Origin of the sequence: Flavobacterium sp. W1B (assembly GCF_047344965.1) — a bacterium.
Taxonomy (GTDB): Bacteria; Bacteroidota; Bacteroidia; order Flavobacteriales; family Flavobacteriaceae; genus Flavobacterium.
This window is the reverse complement of record NZ_CP178845.1, coordinates 2,364,298-2,386,586: the sequence shown is the minus strand read 5'-3', so window position 1 is coordinate 2,386,586 and position 22,289 is coordinate 2,364,298. Positions and strand designations below refer to the sequence as shown.

Below are 22,289 nucleotides of genomic sequence, written 5' to 3'. Positions count from 1 at the left end.
CTTGTAGCGCCAGGACGTTAGCTGATATTTTAGAAAAAAACGCAGAAACTAAAGAAAACTAAATTGCAAAATAGGATTTTATTTTATTGCGGATTAACATTATTAACATTTGGAATTCTTGTAAATGTTTGTATGTATATTTTTGAATGGTATCCAACATATATATTTATTTTAATTTCAATAGTTGGAATAATACAAATTCTATTTTCTTACGTGAACATTAAAATTCGAAAAACTTGGCAGACATTTTGGTCTTTAGTGCCAATTTTTAGCGGAATACTATATTTGCAAATAATATCTGCGTCAAAAGATATATTTTTAATTTCTGAAAATTATAGAGGTAAAATTACAATTCAATACGGACAAAAAAATGGAGCTGAAAAAGAATTTGAAGGTTTATGGTGGAGAGTTTATAAAGTTCCTAAAAATGGAATTTTGAATACTAAATTTGTAATTAAAGGAAATTCAATAAGCTATTCAGGTTCAAAATATTATTTTGTTGACGAAAAAGGAAATAGAAAAGAAATAAAAAGATTTTGCGAATATTGTGAGGAAAAAGACACGACAAATGTTCAAATGATTATTGGAACTTTAAGCAGAAATAAATATGGTGAATATCAAGATTTTTATATTGACATTCCGACAAAGGAATATAGAAATAAATAAAAAAACATCAGCTAACAGCCGTTTGGCAAGATTGGGGTTTTAGGCTAAATTTAAAGTTGGTTTTGTACTTGTAAAATTTGTGCATAATGGAAAAAACTCGCATCTTTAATCCCCAACCTTGCCAAGCGCCAGAACGTTAGCGGTAATCATAATTAGAATCCGATGAAAAATGTCATTTTAGATACTAATATATTTATTAAAGAGAATTTCCTTCACGGCAAAAAAATCAACTCTTTGATTAGTTTAAGTCGAAAGAAAAGGATACAACTTTATGTTACCGAGATAACATATAACGAACTAAAATCTAACTTTAAAAAGTTTTTATCAATAAGCATTATCAATCACAATAGGTTTAGAAAGGATGCCGAAAATTGGATATTACAAAATGATAACATATTACAACCATTTTTCACAAAGATTGAGTCTGACAAAATAATAACTGATTTTGAATTAAAATTAGATAATCTGATAAAAGATTCGATTATCAAAATTCTCCCATATAAATCTCTTGATATAAAATCTATATTTGATAAATATTTTGAATCTTTACCTCCATTTGGTAAAGGCGAAAAAAAGTCTGAATTTCCCGATGCTTTTACACTTGAACTTATTAAAGATTTTTGTGCAACAAATAGTACAACCGCAATAGTATTTTCAACGGACAAAGATCTTTTATCTACAAAATATCCGGATTTTACTGTAAGGAATGATTACGATACTTATCTTGAAGAGGCTTACACAGAAATTGAGAAAGTTAAAAAGGATATTACTAATAAACTTTTTCTTGCAAATTCTCCTCAATTAAAACAAGAATTTGTCAATTGGTACAAGGACAATTTGGAAGATGATTACAGTTTATATTACGATGCGGTCAATGGGAAAGATGTTTATAATGTAGAGGTTGAGGAAATAAATGTTAGTGAATTATCATATAAAATAATAGAAATTGTAGATGACATCATAACAATTGAGGTTGAAGCAAAGACTATTGTAAAGGTTGATGTATTAACAGATGATGATAATTACATGTATTATGACAGTGATGATAAAAGTTATCATTACTATGAAACAGATACGCTTTCTTTAGAACAGGAATTTGATTCCTCACTAATTGCTTATATTGAAATACTTGATGAAGATGATTATTCTGAAGATTTTGAAATAGAAAGTATAAATGATAACAATGAAATTTCATTTGACACAGATCATGACTACCGCTAACAGCCGTTTGGCAAGATTGGGCTTTTAGGCTTAATGCAACGTTGGTTTTGTATTTGGAAGTTTTGTGTTTAACCGAAAAATCTCGCATCTTTAATCCCCAACCTCGCCAAGCGCCAAACCGTTATGCCTCACCCTATAACGGACAGAAAAGAACAGAAAACGAATGACTAAATACATTGATTACAAAAATGAAATTTCGGACACTGATTTATATGATGGCCTAGTTGGGTATGGACTTTTTGCAGAAAAAATTCCAAATTTCTTGACGAGTGTTGACTTTCTAGCATTTACTAAAATCCCCCCTTTTCCAGTAAGCAACAAGCCCAAAGACTTTATCAGGTATTCAAGTATGAGGAATATAAACATTCCAAGACCAATGGCAATTCCTGAACCATTTGCTTATTCAAGCCAAGCAAAATCTTTATCAGATAATTGGACAGAATTACAGAATCACTTCAGTGAAAAAACTTCAAATGATGCGTTCAAAATCAGCAGAATACACTTAAGAAAACTTTTGAATAGACCAGAGCTTTTCGAAATGAATTACAAAAACTTCACTAAGGATGGTGATCCCGAGCAAGACATTGTAATAAAAAGCAAGTATGTGGCGCTAGCTGATATTTCAAATTGTTTTCCGAGTGTTTATAGTCATTCAATTTCTTGGGCATTAGTAGGAAAAACATATGCGAAGTCAAAATCAAAACCATCTGACAGAAATGAATGGTTTAACCAAATAGATTTTTACACGCGAAACTTAAAACATGGAGAAACCAATGGCGTTTTAATCGGCCCACATTCTTCAAATTTAATTTCAGAAATCATACTTGTTTCGGTAGACAAAGAACTAACAAAAGATGGATTTAAATATATAAGAAATATTGACGACTATACCTGCTACGTAGACACATATGAAGAAGCAGACAGATTTTTCTTGTGTCTATCAGAAGAGCTGAAAAAATATGAATTAGCACTAAATAGTAAAAAGTCTAAAATTATTCCATTGCCTTTAGCAAGCGTAAAGAATTGGGTTACGAAATTAAACCATTTCAACTTTACAAATACCTACATAGTAAATAACAAGGAAGCAATTAGAGTCAAAGAATTAAAAGGGTTCATAGATTTTGCAATTGAATTAATGTTGATTGAAGATTCAGATGCCTCAGTTTTGAATTATGCAATAAAAATAATTTCAAACAAACATTTAGATGCAAACGCAAAAGACTATTACATAAAACAAATACACCATTTGGTTTTACTTTATCCATATCTAGTAAATCTATTAGAACAGAAAGTATTTGAACCTCACCAAATTGACAAGAATATTATTAAAAAAATAGCTCAAGACATATATGCATACGGAGTAAAAAAGAAGATTCATGAAGCCTGTTCCTACGCAATATATTGGGCAATAAAATATGACTTTGAAATTGAAATATTAACAATTAAACAAGATTCAATAACCTCAATGGACTGCATTTTTTTAATGATTTCTTATCTGTACGACAAAAAACACAATGAAACTTCCTATCTAAAAGAATACATAGACCTTTCTAAAAGTTTAAAAAGGGTCGAGTTCGACAGATACTGGCTTTATATCTATGAAACATTAACATCGTCTGAATTGGCAGACAATTATAAAACCATGAAAAAAAACGGACTGACATTTATTAAACCAGAATTCTGCTAATGGAAAAAGGGCGAAGGCATAACAGCAATCTTGCGTAATTGCCGTTAAATCGCTGTGTTTGGAGTTTTCGTTTCCGCATTTTTTTCTATCTTGGTTGACAGATTAACCTCCGCAATCGGCAACTACGCAAGGTTGCGAAACGTTGTAGCTAATACCAGCAGAAAATCATGAGACCATTTAATAAAAATGAACTAAAGATTATTGAGAATCTATCAAAACTGGATCCTAAAAAAATGCAGACTTGTACAAGATTTTTGCAGGATACTTTTTTTACGAGCAAAAGTAAATTGGCATTAATTGTAAAACATGATTCTAAAGACTTATTGTTTTATATTGATTCTGAATTGTTTGACAATAAAGAGGAGATAAATAAAAAAAATCATGATTTATTTGAGCTCATAAATCTACTTGATTACTTAAAAAGTATACGATATTTAACAATCGTATCACCTTCTGAAAAATTAAATATATTTGAGGCACTTCACTCCGATTTTAACAATCTTCGTATTGAAAATGAGAACAAATTAATACTAAACGAAAATGGATACTATTTATATACAAATTCTCCTGACATAATTTATGATTCGGAAAACAATGAAAAACTTAAGTCTGGTAAGCTGAATGAATATTATGAATATATCTATAGTAATATGTTTGGATTAATATTTCCAAGCGAAGAGTTAATAGATTTTGTAAAACATGATTTTAAAACTAAAGACGATAGAAAACACAAACAAAACTTATTTGTTGGTTGGGTTGGTATAGGGTTAGCATTAATTTTAGGTATTCTAGGAATTTGGAATCCTTTTTTGACAAAGGACAACTCAACTCAAGTTTTAAATAAACTAAAAAGTATAAATAACAATACTTCTAAGATTTCATCAGACATAAAAGAAACGAATATAGAATTGAAAAAAACATACATTCTAAAAAAGGACGATATTTCAAAAGAGCATAAATAAAGGTACTAGCTACAACAGCCGTTACAAGAGATTTGGGCATTTGGCTTATTTTAAAAATGGTTTTGTATTTGGAAAATTTGTGCATAATGGAAAAATCTCGCATCTTTAATCCCAAACCTCTTGTAGCGCCAGGACGTTGTGCGAAATTTTCCAAAAAACCGAACCAAACCGAAAGAAAATGAGTTTATTTGACAAAGATTATACTAAACTATCACATCCCGAACAAGAAGCGTTAGAAAAAATTCATAACAAGGAAGAAGGTTCATTTCTAATAAGAGACTTTGAAAAATTATCACATCGCCTAGAGGTTTACCGAAATTTTCCTTTTGTTTTAAATTACGATTCATTATTTCCTAAAAATCATTTAAATACAGTGGAACTTGCTACAAGTAATATTAAAAATATTGCTATAGTCCAAAAATTTTCAGCATTATTAAGCACCGAAATAACAGAAAGAGATATCTTAAATTTCATTCGTGATAATCGCGCATATTTCATTATTGGGTCAATACTTTTAAATTATACGATTTATGGTCATCACGATCGATATATATTCCCAGAAATTGAACTTCCTCCCAACTTTCAAGCAGATTTTTTACTCATAGGAAAAAATTCCAATGGCTATCATTTTCTATTAATTGAATTAGAAAATCCAACCGGTAACATAACTTTAGCGGATGGTAATTTTGGAAATGCAATAAGAAAAGGTTTAAATCAAATTGATGATTGGCGAGATTGGCTCGAAAACAATTTTAATGGATTAAGAAAAGCAATTGAAAAATTAAACATATTTAACAAACAACTTCCAAAAGAATTTTATGAATTTGATAGTACGAGGTTTGAATACGCAGTTATTGCAGGTCGAAGAAGCGATTATAATGATAAATCAAATCGATTGAAACGGAAGTTACGCCGTAATGGCGTTTTTCTATTGCACTACGATAATTTGATTGAAGAGTCTGAAAAATTAATTAAAAGTGGAAACTATTAAAACTTCGCACAACAGCCGTTTGGCGAGGTTGGGGTCTTAGGCTGAATTTAAAGATCCTTTTGTACTTGGATAAATTAGTGTTTAGTGGAAAAATAACGCATCTTTAATCCCCTATCTCGCCAAGCGCCGAAACGTTGGTGGCAATTTTAAAAACAGCATTAAAAATGGACAACTTAAAAATATCGACAGCCCAATTTGAGAACAAAAGTGGTGACAAAAGTTATAACCTTTCGGTCATTGAAAAATTAGCTGAAAAAGCAGCCAAAGAAGGTTCTGATGTAATCGCATTTCACGAATGTTCTATTACCGGATATACTTTTGCAAGACAACTTTCCAAAGAGCAAATGCTTGATTTGGCAGAGTTTATTCCTGATGGAAAAAGTATTTTAAAACTTAAAGAAATTGCAAACAAATTTGACATAATCATCTTAGCCGGATTGTTTGAAAAAGACAACAACAATAATTTATTCAAAGCATATGTTTGTGTTGATAAAACTGGACTTATTGCAAAGTATAGAAAGCTACATCCTTTCATTAATCCATTTTTAACAGCAGGGAACGAGTATTGCGTTTTTGAAATTCATGGCTGGAAGTGCGGTATCCTGATTTGTTATGACAATAATATAGTAGAAAATGTGAGAGCCACGGCATTGTTAGGAGCAAAAATAATTTTCATGCCCCATGTTACTATGTGTACTCCTTCCACCAGACCAGGTGCAGGATTCGTTGACCCCAAACTTTGGGAAAATAGAGAAGCTGACCCGACATCATTGCGGTTAGAATTTGACGGAATGAAAGGGCGAAGTTGGTTGATGAAATGGATTCCTTCAAGAGCATACGACAACGGAATATATGTTGTTTTCGCAAATCCAATAGGTATGGACGATGACCAATTGAAAAATGGCTGTTCCATGATCATTGACCCTTTCGGAGATGTTCTTGCTGAATGCCGTTCATTTGACGATAGTTTTGAAACCGCTACAATCACATCTGAAAAACTTATTCAAGCAGGCGGATACAGATATATAAAGGCAAGACGACCAGAATTATACAAAGACATAATTGGTCAGCATCACAAGTCAGAACAAAAAGTGGTGTGGCTCGACAACAAATAAAAACTGCCACCAACGTATTTGCATTGCCGCAGGTGGGGACTTTGGAAGTCGTCTGAAGTTACAATGTCAAGCCCCCACCTGCGGCAATGCAAATACGTTGGTGGCAACACTAAAGCTACACAGAACGTCGAAAAAACGACAAAAAACATTAAATAAACAAAAGAGTTTTGCTTACGCAAAACTCTTTTTAGTTTTAACAAAAAAACTATCTTTACGACCAATAATATAATTAAAATGGCACAATCAATAGAACCGAATATTGCAGATTTAGCTAACGGCTGGCTTAAATCACACAAATTAAATTATAAGCTAGAGCAAGAATCTTTAAATGCTGAAATTGACAAAGCACTTTCAGATTATTTCACTAAAAATGGTGGAACAGGCGCAAATCGCCCCGATGCAAAAATATTATTGCAAGACAAAAACTTAAACTTCTACCCTATTCTTATTGAATATAAAGGATATAAAAATAGTTTGATAAAACTTGATGCTAACCATCAAGTTGAAAACAAAACCAATAAAAATGAACCTCATTTTAAAAACATCAATTCGTTTGCCGTAAACGGAGCGGTACATTATGCTAATGCCCTTTTACATCATACAAGCTATACCGACATTATAGCAATTGGCATGACAGGTTATAAAGATGAAAGTTAAAAAATACAATTTAAAATAGGTGTATATTTTGTTTCAAAAAACAACTTTGGTGTTGGTCAAAAAATTGGTGAATTTTCAGATTTTTCTTTTTTAGCACCTAAAACTTTGATGCGTTTATTGAGAAAGTAAAAACATTAAGTTTAACGCAAGATGAAATTGACAAACTAAAAGAACAGCGAGAAAAAGAAATTGAAGCAAGTTTACGAAAACTAAATCACGATATTTATGACAATGAAGATGGTTTATTAGAAAAAGACCGAATTTATCTTGTAGCTTATTCAATTATCGCAACAATAGGAATACCAGGAAAAGTTGCACCTCTCGAAAAATCCGATTTCAAATCTTCTATCGAAATAGGCAATACAGATGGCGACATAATAGTCAGAAAAATTAAAGCCTTTTTAGACGCAAAAGAAATCCCAAACGAAAAGAAAGATTTAATTTTAAGAACATTACAAAACACGCTTACTACTGAAAATATAAATAAAGTTGAAAACGGAGAAAGTCAACTAAAAAGAGTTTTCACAAAAATTGTAGATGATTTAGGTATATATTATAAGATTGGTTTAACAACCGATTTTACAGGAAAACTTTTTAACGAAATGTACGGTTGGCTTGGTTTTAATCAAGACAAACTTAACGATGTTGTGCTTACACCTTTTTATGTATCTAATCTCCTAGTAAAATTGGCTCGTGTAAACAAAGATTCCTATGTATGGGATTTTGCCACAGGTTCGGCAGGTTTATTAGTAGCAGCTATGAATGAGATGCTAATTGATGCTAAAAATCACATTACTTCACCTGAAGAATTAACTCAAAAGGAGATTAAAATAAAAGCCGAGCAATTACTTGGGTTAGAAGTACTTTCAGAGGTTTATATGTTAGCCATTTTAAATATGATTTTAATGGGCGACGGTAGTTCAAACATTTTAAACAAAAATTCACTTACAGACTTTGACGGAAATTACGGTTTTGGTAAAAGAAATAGTAAGTTTCCAGCCGATGCTTTTATACTAAATCCACCTTATTCAGCAAACGGAAACGGAATGAACTTTGTAGAAAAAGCATTAGATATGATGAACAAAGGCTACGCTGCAATCATCATTCAAAATTCTGCTGGCTCAGGTAAAGCCACAGAATACACTAAAAGAATTTTAAACACACACACACTTTTGGCAAGTATCAAAATGCCTATTGATATTTTTATTGGCAAAGCAAGTGTCCAAACCAATATTTATGTTTTTAAGGTAAATGAAAAGCACCACAAAGAAGAAATGGTAAAATTTATCGATTTCTCTAATGATGGTTACTCACGAACAAATCGCAAAAAATCAAGTAATAACCTTAAAGATACAAACCAAGCCAAAGAACGATACGATGAATTAATAAACTTGGTGCGTTTTGGTAAAAGCAAACTAAATATTTTTACAGAAAAAGAATATCACGAAGCCACCATAGACCCTAACAGCGGAGCCGATTGGAACCAATCTACACCCATCGACAGTAAACCAACTTTACAAGATTTCAAAAAAACAATAAGCGAATATTTGGTGTGGGAAGTTACAAGTATTATAAAAAATCAAAACGAGAATAATCTGGGAAAGTAAATACCCTGCTTAACGAGAAATTACAAAAAGTTGAGTGGGGGGAATTTAAATTGGAGGATTTGTTTAGTATACATAACACTTTAAGTTTTAATACAGATAGTCTTATTGAAGGGAATGAATATGAATATGTTACAAGAACTTCTCAAAATCAAGGGGTTTTACAGCAAACAGGGTTTGTAAATAACGAAAATATTAACAATGCGGGAAATTGGAGTTTAGGACTTTTACAGATGGATTTTTTTTATCGAAATAAACCTTGGTATGCTGGACAGTTTGTTAGAAAAATTGTCCCTAAAATTCAACTTCCTAAAAATTCTATTTGCTTTTTAACATCAGTTTTAAATAAACAAAAATTATTATCAGTACTTGTTAGAGATGTTGATAAATTATTTTTAAGTAGTAAAATCCAGCTTCCAACCAAAAAAGGTAAGATAGATTTTGACTTTATCGAAAACTTTATTTCCGAGTTGGAAGCAGAGCGAATTATCAAGTTAGAAGCCTATTTAGTAAATACTGGATTAAAAGACTACAGCTTGACAAAAGAAGAAGAAAAAGTTTTAAATGAATATAAAAATATTGAGTGGGGCAAGTTTAAGCTCGGAGATTTATTTGAAAAAATAAAGACAAAAAAGTTATCTTTCAAAGCGGATGAACTACCAAAAGAGATGACAGGAAAATATACACTTCCGTGTCTAACTTCTAGTTTCAAAAACCAAGGATTAAACTATTTTGTACCTAAAGATGAGCTAACAATTTTAAAGAATGTAATTTCAATTCCTTCGAATAGCGATGTTTATCGAGCTTATTTCCAATCAAATGAATTTACTATTCTATCTGATGCATATGCAATTCACTGGATTTTCAATAGTGTTAAACTATTACCAAACCAGTATTTGTTTGCTGTCCAATGTATTAATAAAGTAACAGATTTATCTATATATTCATATAAAAATAAATTAGGAGGATGGAATGTTGTAAAAAATAAATACATTCAATTACCTATAAAACACAACAAACCAGATTATGAATTTATGGAGACCCTAATCTCCGCTATTCAAAAATTAGTTATCAAAGATGTTGTTTTGTACATCAATAATAAATTAGAGTAAACAACCGTTTTGTGAAAAAATATTATAACCGAAAAAGAATTATAGCAACTAAAATTAAAAATTTTATAACATCGTTGCAATAGAAATTTAGTGATGGAAAGAAGTGCAGCCACCAACAGCCGTTACAATAGATTTGGGTTTTAGGCTGAATTTAAAAATGGTTTTGTATTTGCAAAATTTGTGCATAATGGAAAAAACTCGCATCTTTAATCCCAAACCTCGTAAAGCTGAAACATTATTTGCAATAACGAACTATCAAGTTCAAATAAAAATAAAATGACAAACAGATTTTTAATTTATATACTACTAATTTCAGTCACCATGCTAGGATTATTTTCATGTACTACTATACCTAAAAACGCCACTGCTGTTAATTCTTTCGATAAAGAAAAATATCTCGGTAAATGGTATGAGGTGGCTAGATTTGATTTTAAATTTGAAAGAAATTTAAACAATACTTCTGCTGAATATTCTCTGAATGAAAACGGAACAATTAAAGTTGATAATCAAGGGTATAATACCGTTAAAAACCAATGGCAACAATCAATTGGTAAAGCCAAATTTGTTAGGAATGATAGCACAGCGATGCTTAAAGTTTCCTTTTTCGGTCCATTCTACGGAGGATATAATGTTTTAGCAATAGATGAAGACTACAAATATGCACTTATTGCTGGTGGGAGTTTAAATTATCTATGGATCCTTTCTCGAGAGACTTCAATACCTGAAGATATTAAAACTAAATATCTAGCAATTGCAGAGAAAGTTGGTTATGACACATCCAAGCTACTATGGATTGAACATGATAAAAAGAAATAAATACAACACATAACAGCAGCTACCCAAAAGGTGGAATTTTGTGTTCCAAAGACAGTTTTGTGGTAAAACTTCCGTGCTTCGGGTAGCTTCAAAATGTTAGCTGCTACTTTAAGATTGTCGTTAAAAAAACCTACTTGACATTGATGACAACTTTTCCTTTCGCTCTACCTGTCTCTACATAAGTCAACGCTTCATTTGTTTGTTCAAACGGAAAGGTTTTATCAATGATTGGCCTAATTATTCCAGCTTCAATCAACTTTGTAATTTCGGCTAATTGTTTACCATTAGCTTCCATAAACAGAAATGTAAAGTTTACTTTGCGTTTTTCAGCCAAAATTCTGGCACTTCGACTGATCAAAGCAACAATTAATTTTACATACCAAGGCAAGCCTAATTTCTTCGCAAATTCAGGTGTTGGTGGACCAGTAAGAGAAATAAGTATACCATTTTGCTTAAGAATTTTTAAAGAATTTTCTAGAACTTTTGCATCTCTATTGCTATGTAAAACAACATCATAATCTTTCAAAATGGCAGCAAAATCTTCATTTTTATAATCAATTACAAGATCTGCACCTAGACTTTTAACCCACTCAATATTTTTTGTACTTGTTGTTGTTGCCACAAAAGCACCCAGATGTTTTGCTAACTGAATTGCAAATGAACCAACACCACCAGAACCAGCTTGGATGAAAATTTTTTGTCCTTTTTTGAGTTTTGCAATTTCTACAAGAGATTGCCAAGAAGTAAGTCCAACTAACGGAATAGAAGCCGCTTGTTCCATATTTACGTTTTGGGGTTTTAACGCCAAATCATTCTCTTTAACAGCAATATATTCTGCAAAGGTGCCTATTCTATAATCACCAACTCTTGAATAAACTTCATCACCGACTTTAAAATTCTGAACTGACGAGCCAATTTTTACAATTGTTCCTGCCATATCATGCCCATTTACTATAGGTGTCTTATAAGGCAAGAATAGTTTGAAGGCACCAGTTTTGATCATGGAATCTAACAGATTAACACCTGCAGCATGAATCTGAACTAAAACTTCATTCTCTTTTACCCTTGGATCTTTTACTTCCGTAAACTTCAATTTATCCGTTTTGCTATATTTATTAACTACAAATGCTTTCATATTTTTTATGTTATTGTTTTTGTATTATTTTATTGTCCTTTGTTGGATTAATAAGCTTAAATGCTAGTTTTGGAAAAAAACGGTTAATTTGATAAACCAATCTAGTTACGCCAACGCGAATAGTATATTGATCTTTCTGCATTCCGTTTATCAATTGTTTTACTAATTCTTCGGGACTCATTTTTTTGTCTTCTCGATCTGCAACCAAATTAGTATCAACCAATGGCGGTAAAAGTTCAAATATTTTAACCTGACTGTTTATAATCTCTAAATGTCTTCTAAGTGATTTTGTATAAAATGCCAAGGCTACTTTTGACGAGGAATATGTAGCTTCAATAAAAGATGGAACAATGCTAAGAATAGAAGTTGTATTGATAATTGCAGCCTCATTTCTTGATTTTAGCATTTCCATAAAAAGATTATTCAATTGTATTACACCAAAATAATTTACTTCCATTTCATAAATTGCACCCTCAAGATGTTTATTATTTGGGTTTCCTAAATTGAAAGGTTTTACGCCAACACCTGCATTGTTATACAAAATATCAATTCCACCCAATTCACTAACTTGATTAAAAAGCGACAGTGCATCTTCTGCTTTTGAAACATCACTTTTTATCGCAATAAGTTTTGGATACATTTTTTTAGCAGCGTTTAATTTATCTTGATTTCTTCCTGTGATGATAACTTTTGTTCCAATCTCCAAAAATTGTCTTGCTGCTTCCAAACCAATACCTGAAGCTCCTCCGGTTATCAAAATTGTTTTTTCTTTTAATTCCATACCTCAATAATAATTTTGTAAATTTGCTTGCGTTTTGAAAGTGTAAATGTATAAATTAACTTTTAAAACGCAAGTGCTTTAAAAATAATATTATGACAGAATTAAAAAAAAGGTCAGATTGTCCAATTAGTTGTTCACTTGATATATGGGGTGACAAGTGGTCTTTGCTTATTGTGAGAGATTTGATGTATGCAAAAAGTTGTACTTATGGCGACTTTTTAAAATCAGAGGAAAAAATTGCAACCAATATACTGGCATCAAGACTTAAGCTATTGGAAGAAAATAATATGATAGAAAAATCAGACCACCCAGATAGCAAGGCGAAAGTTTTATATAAACTCACTCAAAAGGGAATTGACTTATTGCCTATAATGATAGAAATAAACTTGTGGGCTGACAAATACTTTGTATTACCACCTGCTAAAAAAGCCGAATTGAAAGAGATAAGAAAAGACAAAGACGCTTTTATAAAATCAGCAACAAAAGAATTAAAAAAAAGCAGCAGTTAACTGCAGTTTCATGCTACTGCAGTTTTTTGGTAAGTTAAACGTCTAAATTCAAGAAGAAAGCTTATCTTCGGTAGAGAGAATTCAGTTCGCTTTTTCGCAACCGCGTGAAGCGAGATAGCGTTATAGGCTATGTTAAAAGACAGCAAACACGACAACATTCGGACGATAATGAACAAAGAAATTAAATCATACAACGACCGGCAAACAGAAACAGACAAAGAAATTTGCGACTTGCTTGCTCTGACAATTGACAACGAATTGACCGAAGCAGAAAGTAAAATTTGGCACGCTCATCCAGTTTGGTTTTTGGACGACAATCCGACAGTTGGTTACAGCAAACAGAAAAAAGGAATAAGACTTATGTTTTGGAGCGGAGCTGACTTTGACGAAGAAAACTTAAACATTAAAGGAGCTAAATTTAAAGATGCTTCCATTTTTTATAATGATGTATCAGAAATCAACACGAAAGATCTAATGGCTTGGCTTCAAAAATCAAGACAAATCCAATGGGATTATAAGAACCTAATAAAAAGAAAAGGAAAATTAGAAAGACTTAAATAGTATGCAGATAACAGCTGAACATAACCAACGAATGGCAAAAATGACTTTTGCGACTGTTTATCCTCACTATGTTACGAAAGTGGAGAAAAAAGGCAGAACAAAAGAAGAATTGCATCAAGTCATTGAATGGTTAACCGGTTTTGACGAAAAAAAAATGCAAGAGCTGATAGAAGAAAATGCAACTTTTGAAACATTTTTTAATAAAGCAAAATTGAATCCTGCTGCTGACCTGATTAAAGGCATTATCTGTGGTTACAGAATTGAAGAAATTGAAAACACTTTAACCAGACAAGTTCGGTATCTTGACAAGTTGGTTGACGAATTAGCGAAAGGGAAAAAGATGGAGAAAATTTTAAGAAGTTAACTAGTAATCTATACAATTGATAATTATGAAAAAATTACAATTCAATGTTAGCATTAATGCCCCTGCAAAAAAAGTTTATGATGTAATGCTGGGCATTAGCAATAAAACAACTTATGAGCAATGGACCGCTTTGTTTAATCCAACATCTACCTATGAAGGGAGTTGGGATAAGGGCAGCAAAATGCTATTTATAGGAGTTGATGAAAAAGGAGAAAAGGGTGGCATGGTTTCAGAGATAGTTGACAACATTCCCAACCATTTTGTTTCCATTCGACATTACGGACTTGTAAAAGCTAATGTAGAAATAACCGAAGGACCAGACGTTGAAAAATGGGCCAATGGATTTGAAAATTATACTTTCGAAGAAAACAACGGAACTACCACAGTTACTGTTGACTTAGACACAACAGAAGATTTTTTAGATTATATGACCCAGACCTACCCAAAAGCCCTCGACAAATTGAAAAAAATGTGTAAAAAATAGAATGACACAAATATGTAACAATTACGATTAAAGAAACATAAAGGTTTATAAAAAAAGGCATTACGATTACGTAATGCCTTTTTCATTTTTTTAAATTTCATTCACAACCAATTTATAGGTCGGGTCTTCTATTATATTTACATCAATAATTGCTTCCGCATTTTTAAGTAAAGCAATGCAATCTTGGCTCAAATGTCGTAAATATACCTTTTTACCTTCTTTATGATAACGATGCGTTATTGCGTTTAAAGCTTCAATGGCAGACATATCCACCACACGACTTTCTGCAAAGTCAATAATAACTTCATTTGGATCGTTTATTACATCAAATTTTTCAGAGAATCCGGCAACAGAACCAAAAAATAAAGGTCCATAGATATCATAATGTTTTACACCATTTTCATCAACGTGTTTTCTTGCTCGGATTCGTTTAGCATTATCCCAAGCAAATACCAACGCTGAAATAATCACACCAATTAAAACTGCTAAAGCCAAATTATGAAGGAAAACCGTTATTAACATAACAACAATCATCACAAAAATATCAGACTTAGGCATATGTTTAAAAATTCTCAAACTTGCCCATTCAAAAGTACCAATTGCTACCATAATCATTACTCCGATTAATGCAGCCATAGGTAATTTTCCAATTACAGGAGCACCAATTAAAATGATAACCAAAATCGTTAACGCCGCTACAATTCCGGAAAGTCTTGCCCTCGAACCTGCTGAAAGATTGACAAGCGTTTGTGCAATCATCGGACAGCCTCCCATACCAAAGAAAAAACCGTTCAAAATATTTGCTCCACCTTGTGCAAGACATTCTTTGTTACTGTTTCCTTTTGTTGCGGTAATTTCATCAACAAGATTTAAGGTCAATAATCCTTCTGTTAAACCTACCGCTGCCATAATTAGGGCATAAGGAAAAATAATTTGGAGGGTATCAATATTCAATGGAATATTAGGAATATGAAAGGGTGGCAAGCTACCGCTCACAGAAGCTATATCCTCCACTTGTTTCGTATCAATATTAAAAAGCATCACCAATCCAAAAACAATAATAATTGCTACCAATGACGAAGGCACAACTTTTGTAATTTTTGGCACTAATACCACTATTGCAATGGTCAATGCCACCAAGCCTGCCATAATTAAAAAAGGCGTACCTGTAATCCATTCTATTTGTCCGTTAACAACGGTTTTGAATTGTTCTAATTGCGACATGAAAATAATAATCGCCAATCCGTTTACAAAACCAAACATTACGGGTTGTGGCACTAATCTAATAAACTTTCCAAGCTTTAATAATCCTACAACAATCTGAATAATTCCAGCCAATGCTATTGCCCCAAAAACATATTCAATACCATGCGATTTCATTAGCGCAATTAAAACAATAACAGTAGCTCCGGCACCACCTGAAATCAACCCTGGTCGACCACCAAAAATTGCAGTTACCAGCCCCATTATAAATGCCCCATAAAGCCCCACTAAAGGAGGGAAACCCGCCAAAATTGCAAACGACAAAGATTCTGGTATCATAGTCATTGCAACTGTTAAACCTGCTAAAACTTCTGTCTTGTAATTTACCTTCTGCGATAAATCAAATAAGTTGAAAAAATTTTTCATAAATAATATAATTTGAAACGCATTTTTGGCATAACAAAAAAGCATCGAAATACTAATCGATTAGTTGTGTGGAATAATCCACTGATTTAAAAGCGTTAAATCAAGACGGAATAAATTTTATTAAGTATACAAGTTGTTATTTCTCATAAAAATTTTACAAAAATAAACTTTTAACAAAAAAATAAAAGGGCAGCCTATAACAGCAATTCCTATGTAAAACATCTAAAGTTATTCACAACTTTTGAGAAGGTTAAATATCGGTTAACTAATCTTGCTTAATAAAATTGAGTGCTTGCTTATAGTTTGCGATTTCAATTAATGCGTTATAAATGTATTTACAAACCAATGCTCCACCTTCGCTATTAATTAAATCAATATCATCTTCAGGAGTATGGTATTGTGGGTGACCGCCTGTATGAAAACCTATACTCGAAATATTGCTTTTATAAAATGAAACATGATCAGAGCCTCCAACCTCTCCAGCATGTATAATAGGATTAAGTCCGCTGTCTTCTCCTAATCTTTTCATCAAAGCAACACCATCAGAAAAAGTTCCGGCACCTCCCATATAAATTTGCTTGTCGGAGTTTAATCTCCCTACCATATCCATATTCAACATTACTTTTACGGCATTTTTATCAACAGGCAAATGATTTACAAAATATTTAGAGCCTAGCAATCCTTCTTCTTCCCCACTAAAAGCAATGAAAATAATACTCCTTTTAGGTTTAGTTTTAGCATTTAACAATTCTTCCAAAATTGAAAGTAAGGCTGCAACACCTGAGGCATTATCATCTGCTCCATTATGAATTGCAACAGTATCTTTTTTCTTACTGCTTGATCCCTTTCCTCCCCATCCCCAATGGTCATAGTGGGCACCTATTACAATAAATTCTTTTTTAAGAGAATCATCTGAACCCTCGAAATAGCCAACCACATTTTGGGTAGTCACGGTATCAGATTTCACCTTATTTATATCCGGTTTTACAAATAGTTTAAAAGATTGATAATAGTTTTTATTGAATTTTTTTAAGCCATATCTCCTAAAGTGCTTTTTTATATAACTTGCTGCCTTATTATTCTCCTTTGTTCCAGGAAAACGACCTTCCATTTTATCCGAAGAGAGATATTCATCATGCTTGTAAAAAGTACTTGCATTAATGCCATTTTGTGCTGTTATATCAGTATTGATAAATGATAAAAAGGAGATAAGAATTATGAATTTAGACTTTTGAAATAATGACATGTTTTGAATATTGGATAATTTGAATTTAATAAAATTGCTACATTTTGATAACGATATCCAAAAATATAAATATTCTCTGAGTTATTATTAAAATCAACCAATTTCTATCAATTTACAGCTCATTGATTTAAAGCAATTAAAATAGAAACAGGAAGTTAAAACGATTTTTCAAATAAAAAAGTATTCATTTAAGTATGAATATTCTTTAAAAGCGATTGATGCAAATAATACAAAAAGACATTTTGTGAACAAAATTGATAGGGAAATCTCTTTTTATTGAAATCGAAACAAGCAGAGCAAAACCTAAATGTACCGTATTCACATTGAAAAATAATTGTAATTACCGTACGCTCAAAATCCTACAAAACTTAGATTATTTCCTTCTTGTATCAATCAGGTAGACAATTTTCCAATTACTATTTTCTTTAAATAAAGTAAATGTATTTACACCCGAGTGGCTCAGCTTATCATTAAGATAAAACTCATACGGAGCCCATACATGAGCCATACTCCCATCAATCTGGATGTTATAACTTAATATTTTCTCTTTAAATTTTACATTAGACGGAATTTTTGCAATAGATTTGAAAAATTCAGTTATACTTTCGTCAGATAATTTATTCCCTTTTACACTATTTTCGCTAATAGATTGCAAAATAAGTCTATCATAGCAAACCGATTTTAGTCTCACAGTGTCTTTTTGATGAAATGCACTAAAAAAATTCTCAATAACTCCTTCTACTTCCCCTTTTTGAGCATTACAAACTAACCCAAAAAACAATACACTAAAAATGAGTATCTTTTTCATCGAAATAAATTTAGATTTGAAAATAAAAGTATAAAAAATATTAAAAACATATTTGCTTTAAATAAAAAAACTTCAGCTAGCATTAGCTAACTGAAGTTCTTAGTACTCAGAGCGGGACTTGAACCCGCACGAACATTGCTGTTCACTGGATTTTAAGTCCAGCGTGTCTACCAATTTCACCATCCGAGCATTATGTGGTACCTCCAGGGATCGAACCAGGGACACATGGATTTTCAGTCCATTGCTCTACCATCTGAGCTAAGGTACCATTATACTTTACTTAAAATAAGAAGTATGAATAAAAAACCCGATTCTAAAGAATCGGGTTTTTAAAGAAAGGCGACGACATACTCTCCCACATAACTGCAGTACCATCTGCGCAGGCGGGCTTAACTTCTCTGTTCGGGATGGGAAGAGGTGAGCCCCGCCGCAATAACCACCTTAAGGTCGTTTTGCAATGGGTAATCCATTATTTATGGATCAACATTACACAATATCTTAACATACTGAGATAAAGAAAAAAGTATTTATTTAGAAAGTTTCTTCCTCCGGGTTACCCCGGAGGAAAAGGTGTACATAAGCTTACGGATTATTAGTACTACTCGACTATGACATTACTGCCTTTACATCTATAGCCTATCAACGTGGTCATCTCCCACGATCCTTAAAAGAAATCTCATCTTGTGGTGGGTTTCGCGCTTATATGCTTTCAGCGCTTATCCCTTCCAAACGTAGCTACTCTGCGGTGCCACTGGCGTGACAACAGATACACTAGAGGTTTGTCCAATTCGGTCCTCTCGTACTAGAATCAGATCCACTCAAATTTCTTGCGCCCACAGTAGATAGAGACCGAACTGTCTCACGACGTTCTGAACCCAGCTCGCGTGCCACTTTAATGGGCGAACAGCCCAACCCTTGGGACCTTCTCCAGCCCCAGGATGTGACGAGCCGACATCGAGGTGCCAAACCCCCCCGTCGATATGAGCTCTTGGGGGAGATCAGCCTGTTATCCCCGGCGTACCTTTTATCCTTTGAGCGATGGCCCTTCCATGCGGAACCACCGGATCACTATGCTCTACTTTCGTACCTGATCGACCTGTATGTCTCTCAGTCAAGCTCCCTTATGCCATTGCACTCTACGCACGGTTACCAAGCGTACTGAGGGAACCTTTAGAAGCCTCCGTTACTCTTTTGGAGGCGACCACCCCAGTCAAACTACCCACCAAGCAATGTCCCCCGCAAAACGGGGTTAGGCCTCAGATAAACAAAGGGTTGTATTTCAACAATGACTCCACAACGCCTAGCGACGCCACTTCACAGTCTCCAACCTATCCTACACATCATTTATCCAAGGTCAATACTAAGCTATAGTAAAGGTGCACAGGGTCTTTTCGTCCCACTGCGGGTAAACGGCATCTTCACCGTTACTACAATTTCACCGAGCTCATGGCTGAGACAGTGTCCAGATCGTTACACCATTCGTGCAGGTCGGAACTTACCCGACAAGGAATTTCGCTACCTTAGGACCGTTATAGTTACGGCCGCCGTTTACTGGGGCTTCAATTCAATGCTTCTCCGAAGATAACATCTCCTCTTAACCTTCCAGCACCGGGCAGGTGTCAGGCCCTATACTTCATCTTACGATTTTGCAGAGCCCTGTGTTTTTGATAAACAGTCGCCTGGACCTCTTCACTGCGGCCAGCATTGCTGCTGGCGACCCTTCTCCCGAAGTTACGGGTCTATTTTGCCTAATTCCTTAGCCATGAATCTCTCGAGCACCTTAGAATTCTCATCTCGACTACCTGTGTCGGTTTGCGGTACGGGTACTATTAACCTGAAGTTTAGAGGTTTTTCTTGGAAGCCCTTAGGTGCACTATCTCTTTGTCCGAAGACGCCGAGTACTATCGTATTTCCCCAAAACCCGTGGATTTGCCTGCGGGTCTTATAGGTAGGTACTTCAACGAACTATTCCGTCAGTTCGCGGCACTTTCATCACTCCGTCACCCCATCACAGTTAACAGTAGTACGGGAATATTAACCCGTTGTCCATCGACTGTCCCTTTCGGGTTCGCCTTAGGTCCCGACTAACCCACAGCTGATTAGCATAGCTGTGGAAACCTTAGTCTTTCGGTGTGCGGGTTTCTCGCCCGCATTATCGTTACTTATGCCTACATTTTCTTTTCTAACCAGTCCAGCATACCTTACGATACACCTTCTACCCTGTTAGAATGCTCCCCTACCACTTAGAGTAAACTCTAAATCCATAGCTTCGGTAATATACTTATGCCCGATTATTATCCATGCTCGTCCGCTCGACTAGTGAGCTGTTACGCACTCTTTAAATGAATGGCTGCTTCCAAGCCAACATCCTAGCTGTCTGGGCAGACAAACCTCGTTCTTTCAACTTAGTATATATTTGGGGACCTTAGCTGATGGTCTGGGTTCTTTCCCTCTCGGACTTGGACCTTAGCACCCAAGCCCTCACTGTTATGAAACATTATATAGCATTCGGAGTTTGTCAGGAATTGGTAGGCGGTGAAGCCCCCGCATCCAATCAGTAGCTCTACCTCTATATAACTTTACGCATAACGCTGCACCTAAATGCATTTCGGGGAGTACGAGCTATTTCCGAGTTTGATTGGCCTTTCACCCCTACCCACAGATCATCCCAAGACTTTTCAACGTCAACGGGTTCGGTCCTCCACTGTGTGTTACCACAGCTTCAACCTGTCCATGGGTAGATCACACGGTTTCGCGTCTAACACTACTGACTAAAGCGCCCTATTCAGACTCGCTTTCGCTACGGATCCGTGGCTTAACCACTTATCCTTGCCAGCAACGTTAACTCGTAGGCTCATTATGCAAAAGGCACGCCGTCACCCCACGAAAGGGCTCCGACCGCTTGTAAGCGTATGGTTTCAGGATCTATTTCACTCCGTTATTCACGGTTCTTTTCACCTTTCCCTCACGGTACTGGTTCACTATCGGTCTCTCAGGAGTATTTAGCCTTAGCGGATGGTCCCGCCAAATTCAGACAGGGTTTCACGTGCCCCGCCCTACTCAGGATACCACTATCCTTTACACTCGTTACCTATACAGGACTATCACCCTCTTTGGTTCTACTTTCCAGTAGATTCTAGTTCCTTGTGCAAGAAATGTCGTGGTCCTACAACCCCAACATTGCCGTAACAACATTGGTTTGGGCTAATCCGCGTTCGCTCGCCACTACTTACGGAATCACTTTTGTTTTCTTCTCCTCCGCCTACTTAGATGTTTCAGTTCAGCGGGTTTGCCCACCTATCGGTGTACTATGTCTTCAACATAGTGGGTTGCCCCATTCAGGTATCTACGGATCAATCGGTGTGTGCCCGTCCCCGTAGCTTTTCGCAGCTTATCACGCCTTTCATCGCCTCTGAGAGCCAAGGCATCCCCCATACGCCCTTATTTTGCTTATTGTACCAATCTTAAATTTAATTAAGACCGTTTTTGTTTGTCTTTTACTATAAATAGTAAAAAACGCTTTCTACTTTTTAATATTTTTCTTATCTCAATATGTCAATGAACGGTTATCTGTGGATTTATGGATTCGTGATTCGAATAAACGAATGACCAAAAAACCAAATCAACTGATTTGTGGAGAATAACGGAGTCGAACCGTTGACCTCCTGCGTGCAAGGCAGGCGCTCTAGCCAGCTGAGCTAATCCCCCAATACAGTTGGCAGTGTTCAGTATTCAGTTTTCAGTAACTTTACTTTACATCCAAATGAGTTGTGAATTGCTAACTCTAGATTCTTCTTTGTATTTAAGTGTAAATAGTTGTCTCGGACAGACTCGAACTGTCGACCCCTACATTATCAGTGTAGTACTCTAACCAGCTGAGCTACGAGACACTCTTATTCTTAAATTGTATTATTTGAACTAACAGCAAGAGTAATAAATTC

At 34.3% G+C, this 22,289-nt stretch carries 19 protein-coding genes, 4 tRNA genes and 2 rRNA genes; 14 read left to right on the top strand and 11 right to left on the bottom strand.

Translation table 11 applies throughout. The annotated features are described in order from the left end of the window. Positions 1-63 precede the first annotated feature (63 nt). From ACMDB5_RS10350 to ACMDB5_RS10305, 10 genes are all read left to right on the top strand, one after another. Positions 64-666, top strand: coding sequence for a DUF6843 domain-containing protein (locus ACMDB5_RS10350; protein ID WP_413998181.1), 603 nt, complete (start codon positions 64-66; stop codon positions 664-666). Positions 667-828: 162 nt separating this feature from the next. Next, complete coding sequence (locus tag ACMDB5_RS10345) at positions 829-1,887, top strand: PIN domain-containing protein (protein ID WP_413998180.1); 1,059 nt, start codon at positions 829-831, stop codon at positions 1,885-1,887. A gap of 163 nt (positions 1,888-2,050) precedes the next feature. Further along, positions 2,051-3,574, top strand: coding sequence for an RNA-directed DNA polymerase (locus tag ACMDB5_RS10340; protein ID WP_413998179.1), 1,524 nt, complete (start codon positions 2,051-2,053; stop codon positions 3,572-3,574). 167 nt (positions 3,575-3,741) lie between these two features. Further along, the gene (locus ACMDB5_RS10335; protein ID WP_413998178.1) at positions 3,742-4,536 is read left to right on the top strand and encodes a hypothetical protein; all 795 of its coding nucleotides are present in this window, start codon (positions 3,742-3,744) and stop codon (positions 4,534-4,536) included. Between the two features lie 178 nt (positions 4,537-4,714). After that, positions 4,715-5,527, top strand: coding sequence for a Shedu anti-phage system protein SduA domain-containing protein (locus tag ACMDB5_RS10330; protein WP_413998177.1), 813 nt, complete (start codon positions 4,715-4,717; stop codon positions 5,525-5,527). A gap of 164 nt (positions 5,528-5,691) precedes the next feature. Beyond that, on the top strand, positions 5,692-6,642 hold the full coding sequence (locus tag ACMDB5_RS10325) for a nitrilase family protein (protein ID WP_413998176.1): 951 nt from the start codon (positions 5,692-5,694) through the stop codon (positions 6,640-6,642). 234 nt (positions 6,643-6,876) lie between these two features. Next, positions 6,877-7,299 carry a hypothetical protein gene (locus ACMDB5_RS10320; RefSeq protein WP_413998175.1) on the top strand — a complete coding sequence of 141 codons (423 nt, stop codon included), beginning with the start codon at positions 6,877-6,879 and terminating at the stop codon, positions 7,297-7,299. A gap of 602 nt (positions 7,300-7,901) precedes the next feature. Then, positions 7,902-8,906, top strand: a complete 1,005-nt coding sequence (locus ACMDB5_RS10315) for a class I SAM-dependent DNA methyltransferase (RefSeq protein WP_413998174.1) — start codon at positions 7,902-7,904, stop codon at positions 8,904-8,906. A gap of 5 nt (positions 8,907-8,911) precedes the next feature. Further along, positions 8,912-10,015 carry a restriction endonuclease subunit S gene (locus ACMDB5_RS10310; protein WP_414000378.1) on the top strand — a complete coding sequence of 368 codons (1,104 nt, stop codon included), beginning with the start codon at positions 8,912-8,914 and terminating at the stop codon, positions 10,013-10,015. A 276-nt stretch (positions 10,016-10,291) separates the two neighbouring features. Further along, on the top strand, positions 10,292-10,831 hold the full coding sequence (locus ACMDB5_RS10305) for a lipocalin family protein (protein WP_413998173.1): 540 nt from the start codon (positions 10,292-10,294) through the stop codon (positions 10,829-10,831). A 130-nt stretch (positions 10,832-10,961) separates the two neighbouring features. Here ACMDB5_RS10305 and ACMDB5_RS10300 read toward each other — a convergent pair whose 3' ends face one another. Beyond that, the gene (locus ACMDB5_RS10300) at positions 10,962-11,966 is read right to left on the bottom strand and encodes an NADP-dependent oxidoreductase (RefSeq protein ID WP_413998172.1); all 1,005 of its coding nucleotides are present in this window, start codon (positions 11,964-11,966) and stop codon (positions 10,962-10,964) included. A gap of 10 nt (positions 11,967-11,976) precedes the next feature. After that, complete coding sequence (locus tag ACMDB5_RS10295; protein ID WP_413998171.1) at positions 11,977-12,747, bottom strand: SDR family oxidoreductase; 771 nt, start codon at positions 12,745-12,747, stop codon at positions 11,977-11,979. 92 nt (positions 12,748-12,839) lie between these two features. Here ACMDB5_RS10295 and ACMDB5_RS10290 point away from each other — a divergent pair, with 92 nt between their 5' ends. The 4 genes from ACMDB5_RS10290 to ACMDB5_RS10275 all read left to right on the top strand — a co-directional run bounded on the left by ACMDB5_RS10290 (position 12,840) and on the right by ACMDB5_RS10275 (position 14,665). Beyond that, complete coding sequence (locus ACMDB5_RS10290) at positions 12,840-13,256, top strand: winged helix-turn-helix transcriptional regulator (RefSeq protein WP_413998170.1); 417 nt, start codon at positions 12,840-12,842, stop codon at positions 13,254-13,256. 168 nt (positions 13,257-13,424) lie between these two features. Beyond that, complete coding sequence (locus ACMDB5_RS10285) at positions 13,425-13,817, top strand: DUF1801 domain-containing protein (protein ID WP_413998169.1); 393 nt, start codon at positions 13,425-13,427, stop codon at positions 13,815-13,817. 1 nt (position 13,818) lies between these two features. Further along, complete coding sequence (locus ACMDB5_RS10280) at positions 13,819-14,181, top strand: DUF2200 domain-containing protein (RefSeq protein ID WP_413998168.1); 363 nt, start codon at positions 13,819-13,821, stop codon at positions 14,179-14,181. A gap of 25 nt (positions 14,182-14,206) precedes the next feature. Beyond that, the gene (locus tag ACMDB5_RS10275; RefSeq protein WP_413998167.1) at positions 14,207-14,665 is read left to right on the top strand and encodes an SRPBCC domain-containing protein; all 459 of its coding nucleotides are present in this window, start codon (positions 14,207-14,209) and stop codon (positions 14,663-14,665) included. 90 nt (positions 14,666-14,755) lie between these two features. Here ACMDB5_RS10275 and ACMDB5_RS10270 read toward each other — a convergent pair whose 3' ends face one another. From ACMDB5_RS10270 to ACMDB5_RS10230, 9 genes are all read right to left on the bottom strand, one after another. After that, positions 14,756-16,294: a SulP family inorganic anion transporter gene (locus ACMDB5_RS10270; protein ID WP_413998166.1), complete on the bottom strand. Its 1,539-nt coding sequence runs from the start codon at positions 16,292-16,294 to the stop codon at positions 14,756-14,758. A 265-nt stretch (positions 16,295-16,559) separates the two neighbouring features. Continuing rightward, complete coding sequence (locus ACMDB5_RS10265; RefSeq protein ID WP_413998165.1) at positions 16,560-17,540, bottom strand: M20/M25/M40 family metallo-hydrolase; 981 nt, start codon at positions 17,538-17,540, stop codon at positions 16,560-16,562. Between the two features lie 373 nt (positions 17,541-17,913). After that, positions 17,914-18,348, bottom strand: coding sequence for a nuclear transport factor 2 family protein (locus ACMDB5_RS10260; RefSeq protein ID WP_413998164.1), 435 nt, complete (start codon positions 18,346-18,348; stop codon positions 17,914-17,916). Positions 18,349-18,451: 103 nt separating this feature from the next. Further along, positions 18,452-18,537: transfer RNA gene (locus ACMDB5_RS10255), tRNA-Leu, on the bottom strand. Positions 18,538-18,543: 6 nt separating this feature from the next. After that, a tRNA-Phe gene (locus ACMDB5_RS10250) sits at positions 18,544-18,616 on the bottom strand. A 66-nt stretch (positions 18,617-18,682) separates the two neighbouring features. Further along, positions 18,683-18,792 (bottom strand): 5S ribosomal RNA (gene rrf / locus ACMDB5_RS10245). 128 nt (positions 18,793-18,920) lie between these two features. Further along, positions 18,921-21,804: ribosomal RNA gene (locus ACMDB5_RS10240) — 23S ribosomal RNA — on the bottom strand. 178 nt (positions 21,805-21,982) lie between these two features. Then, positions 21,983-22,056: transfer RNA gene (locus ACMDB5_RS10235), tRNA-Ala, on the bottom strand. 108 nt (positions 22,057-22,164) lie between these two features. Then, positions 22,165-22,238, bottom strand: a tRNA-Ile gene (locus tag ACMDB5_RS10230). Between the last annotated feature and the right edge of the window lie 51 nt (positions 22,239-22,289).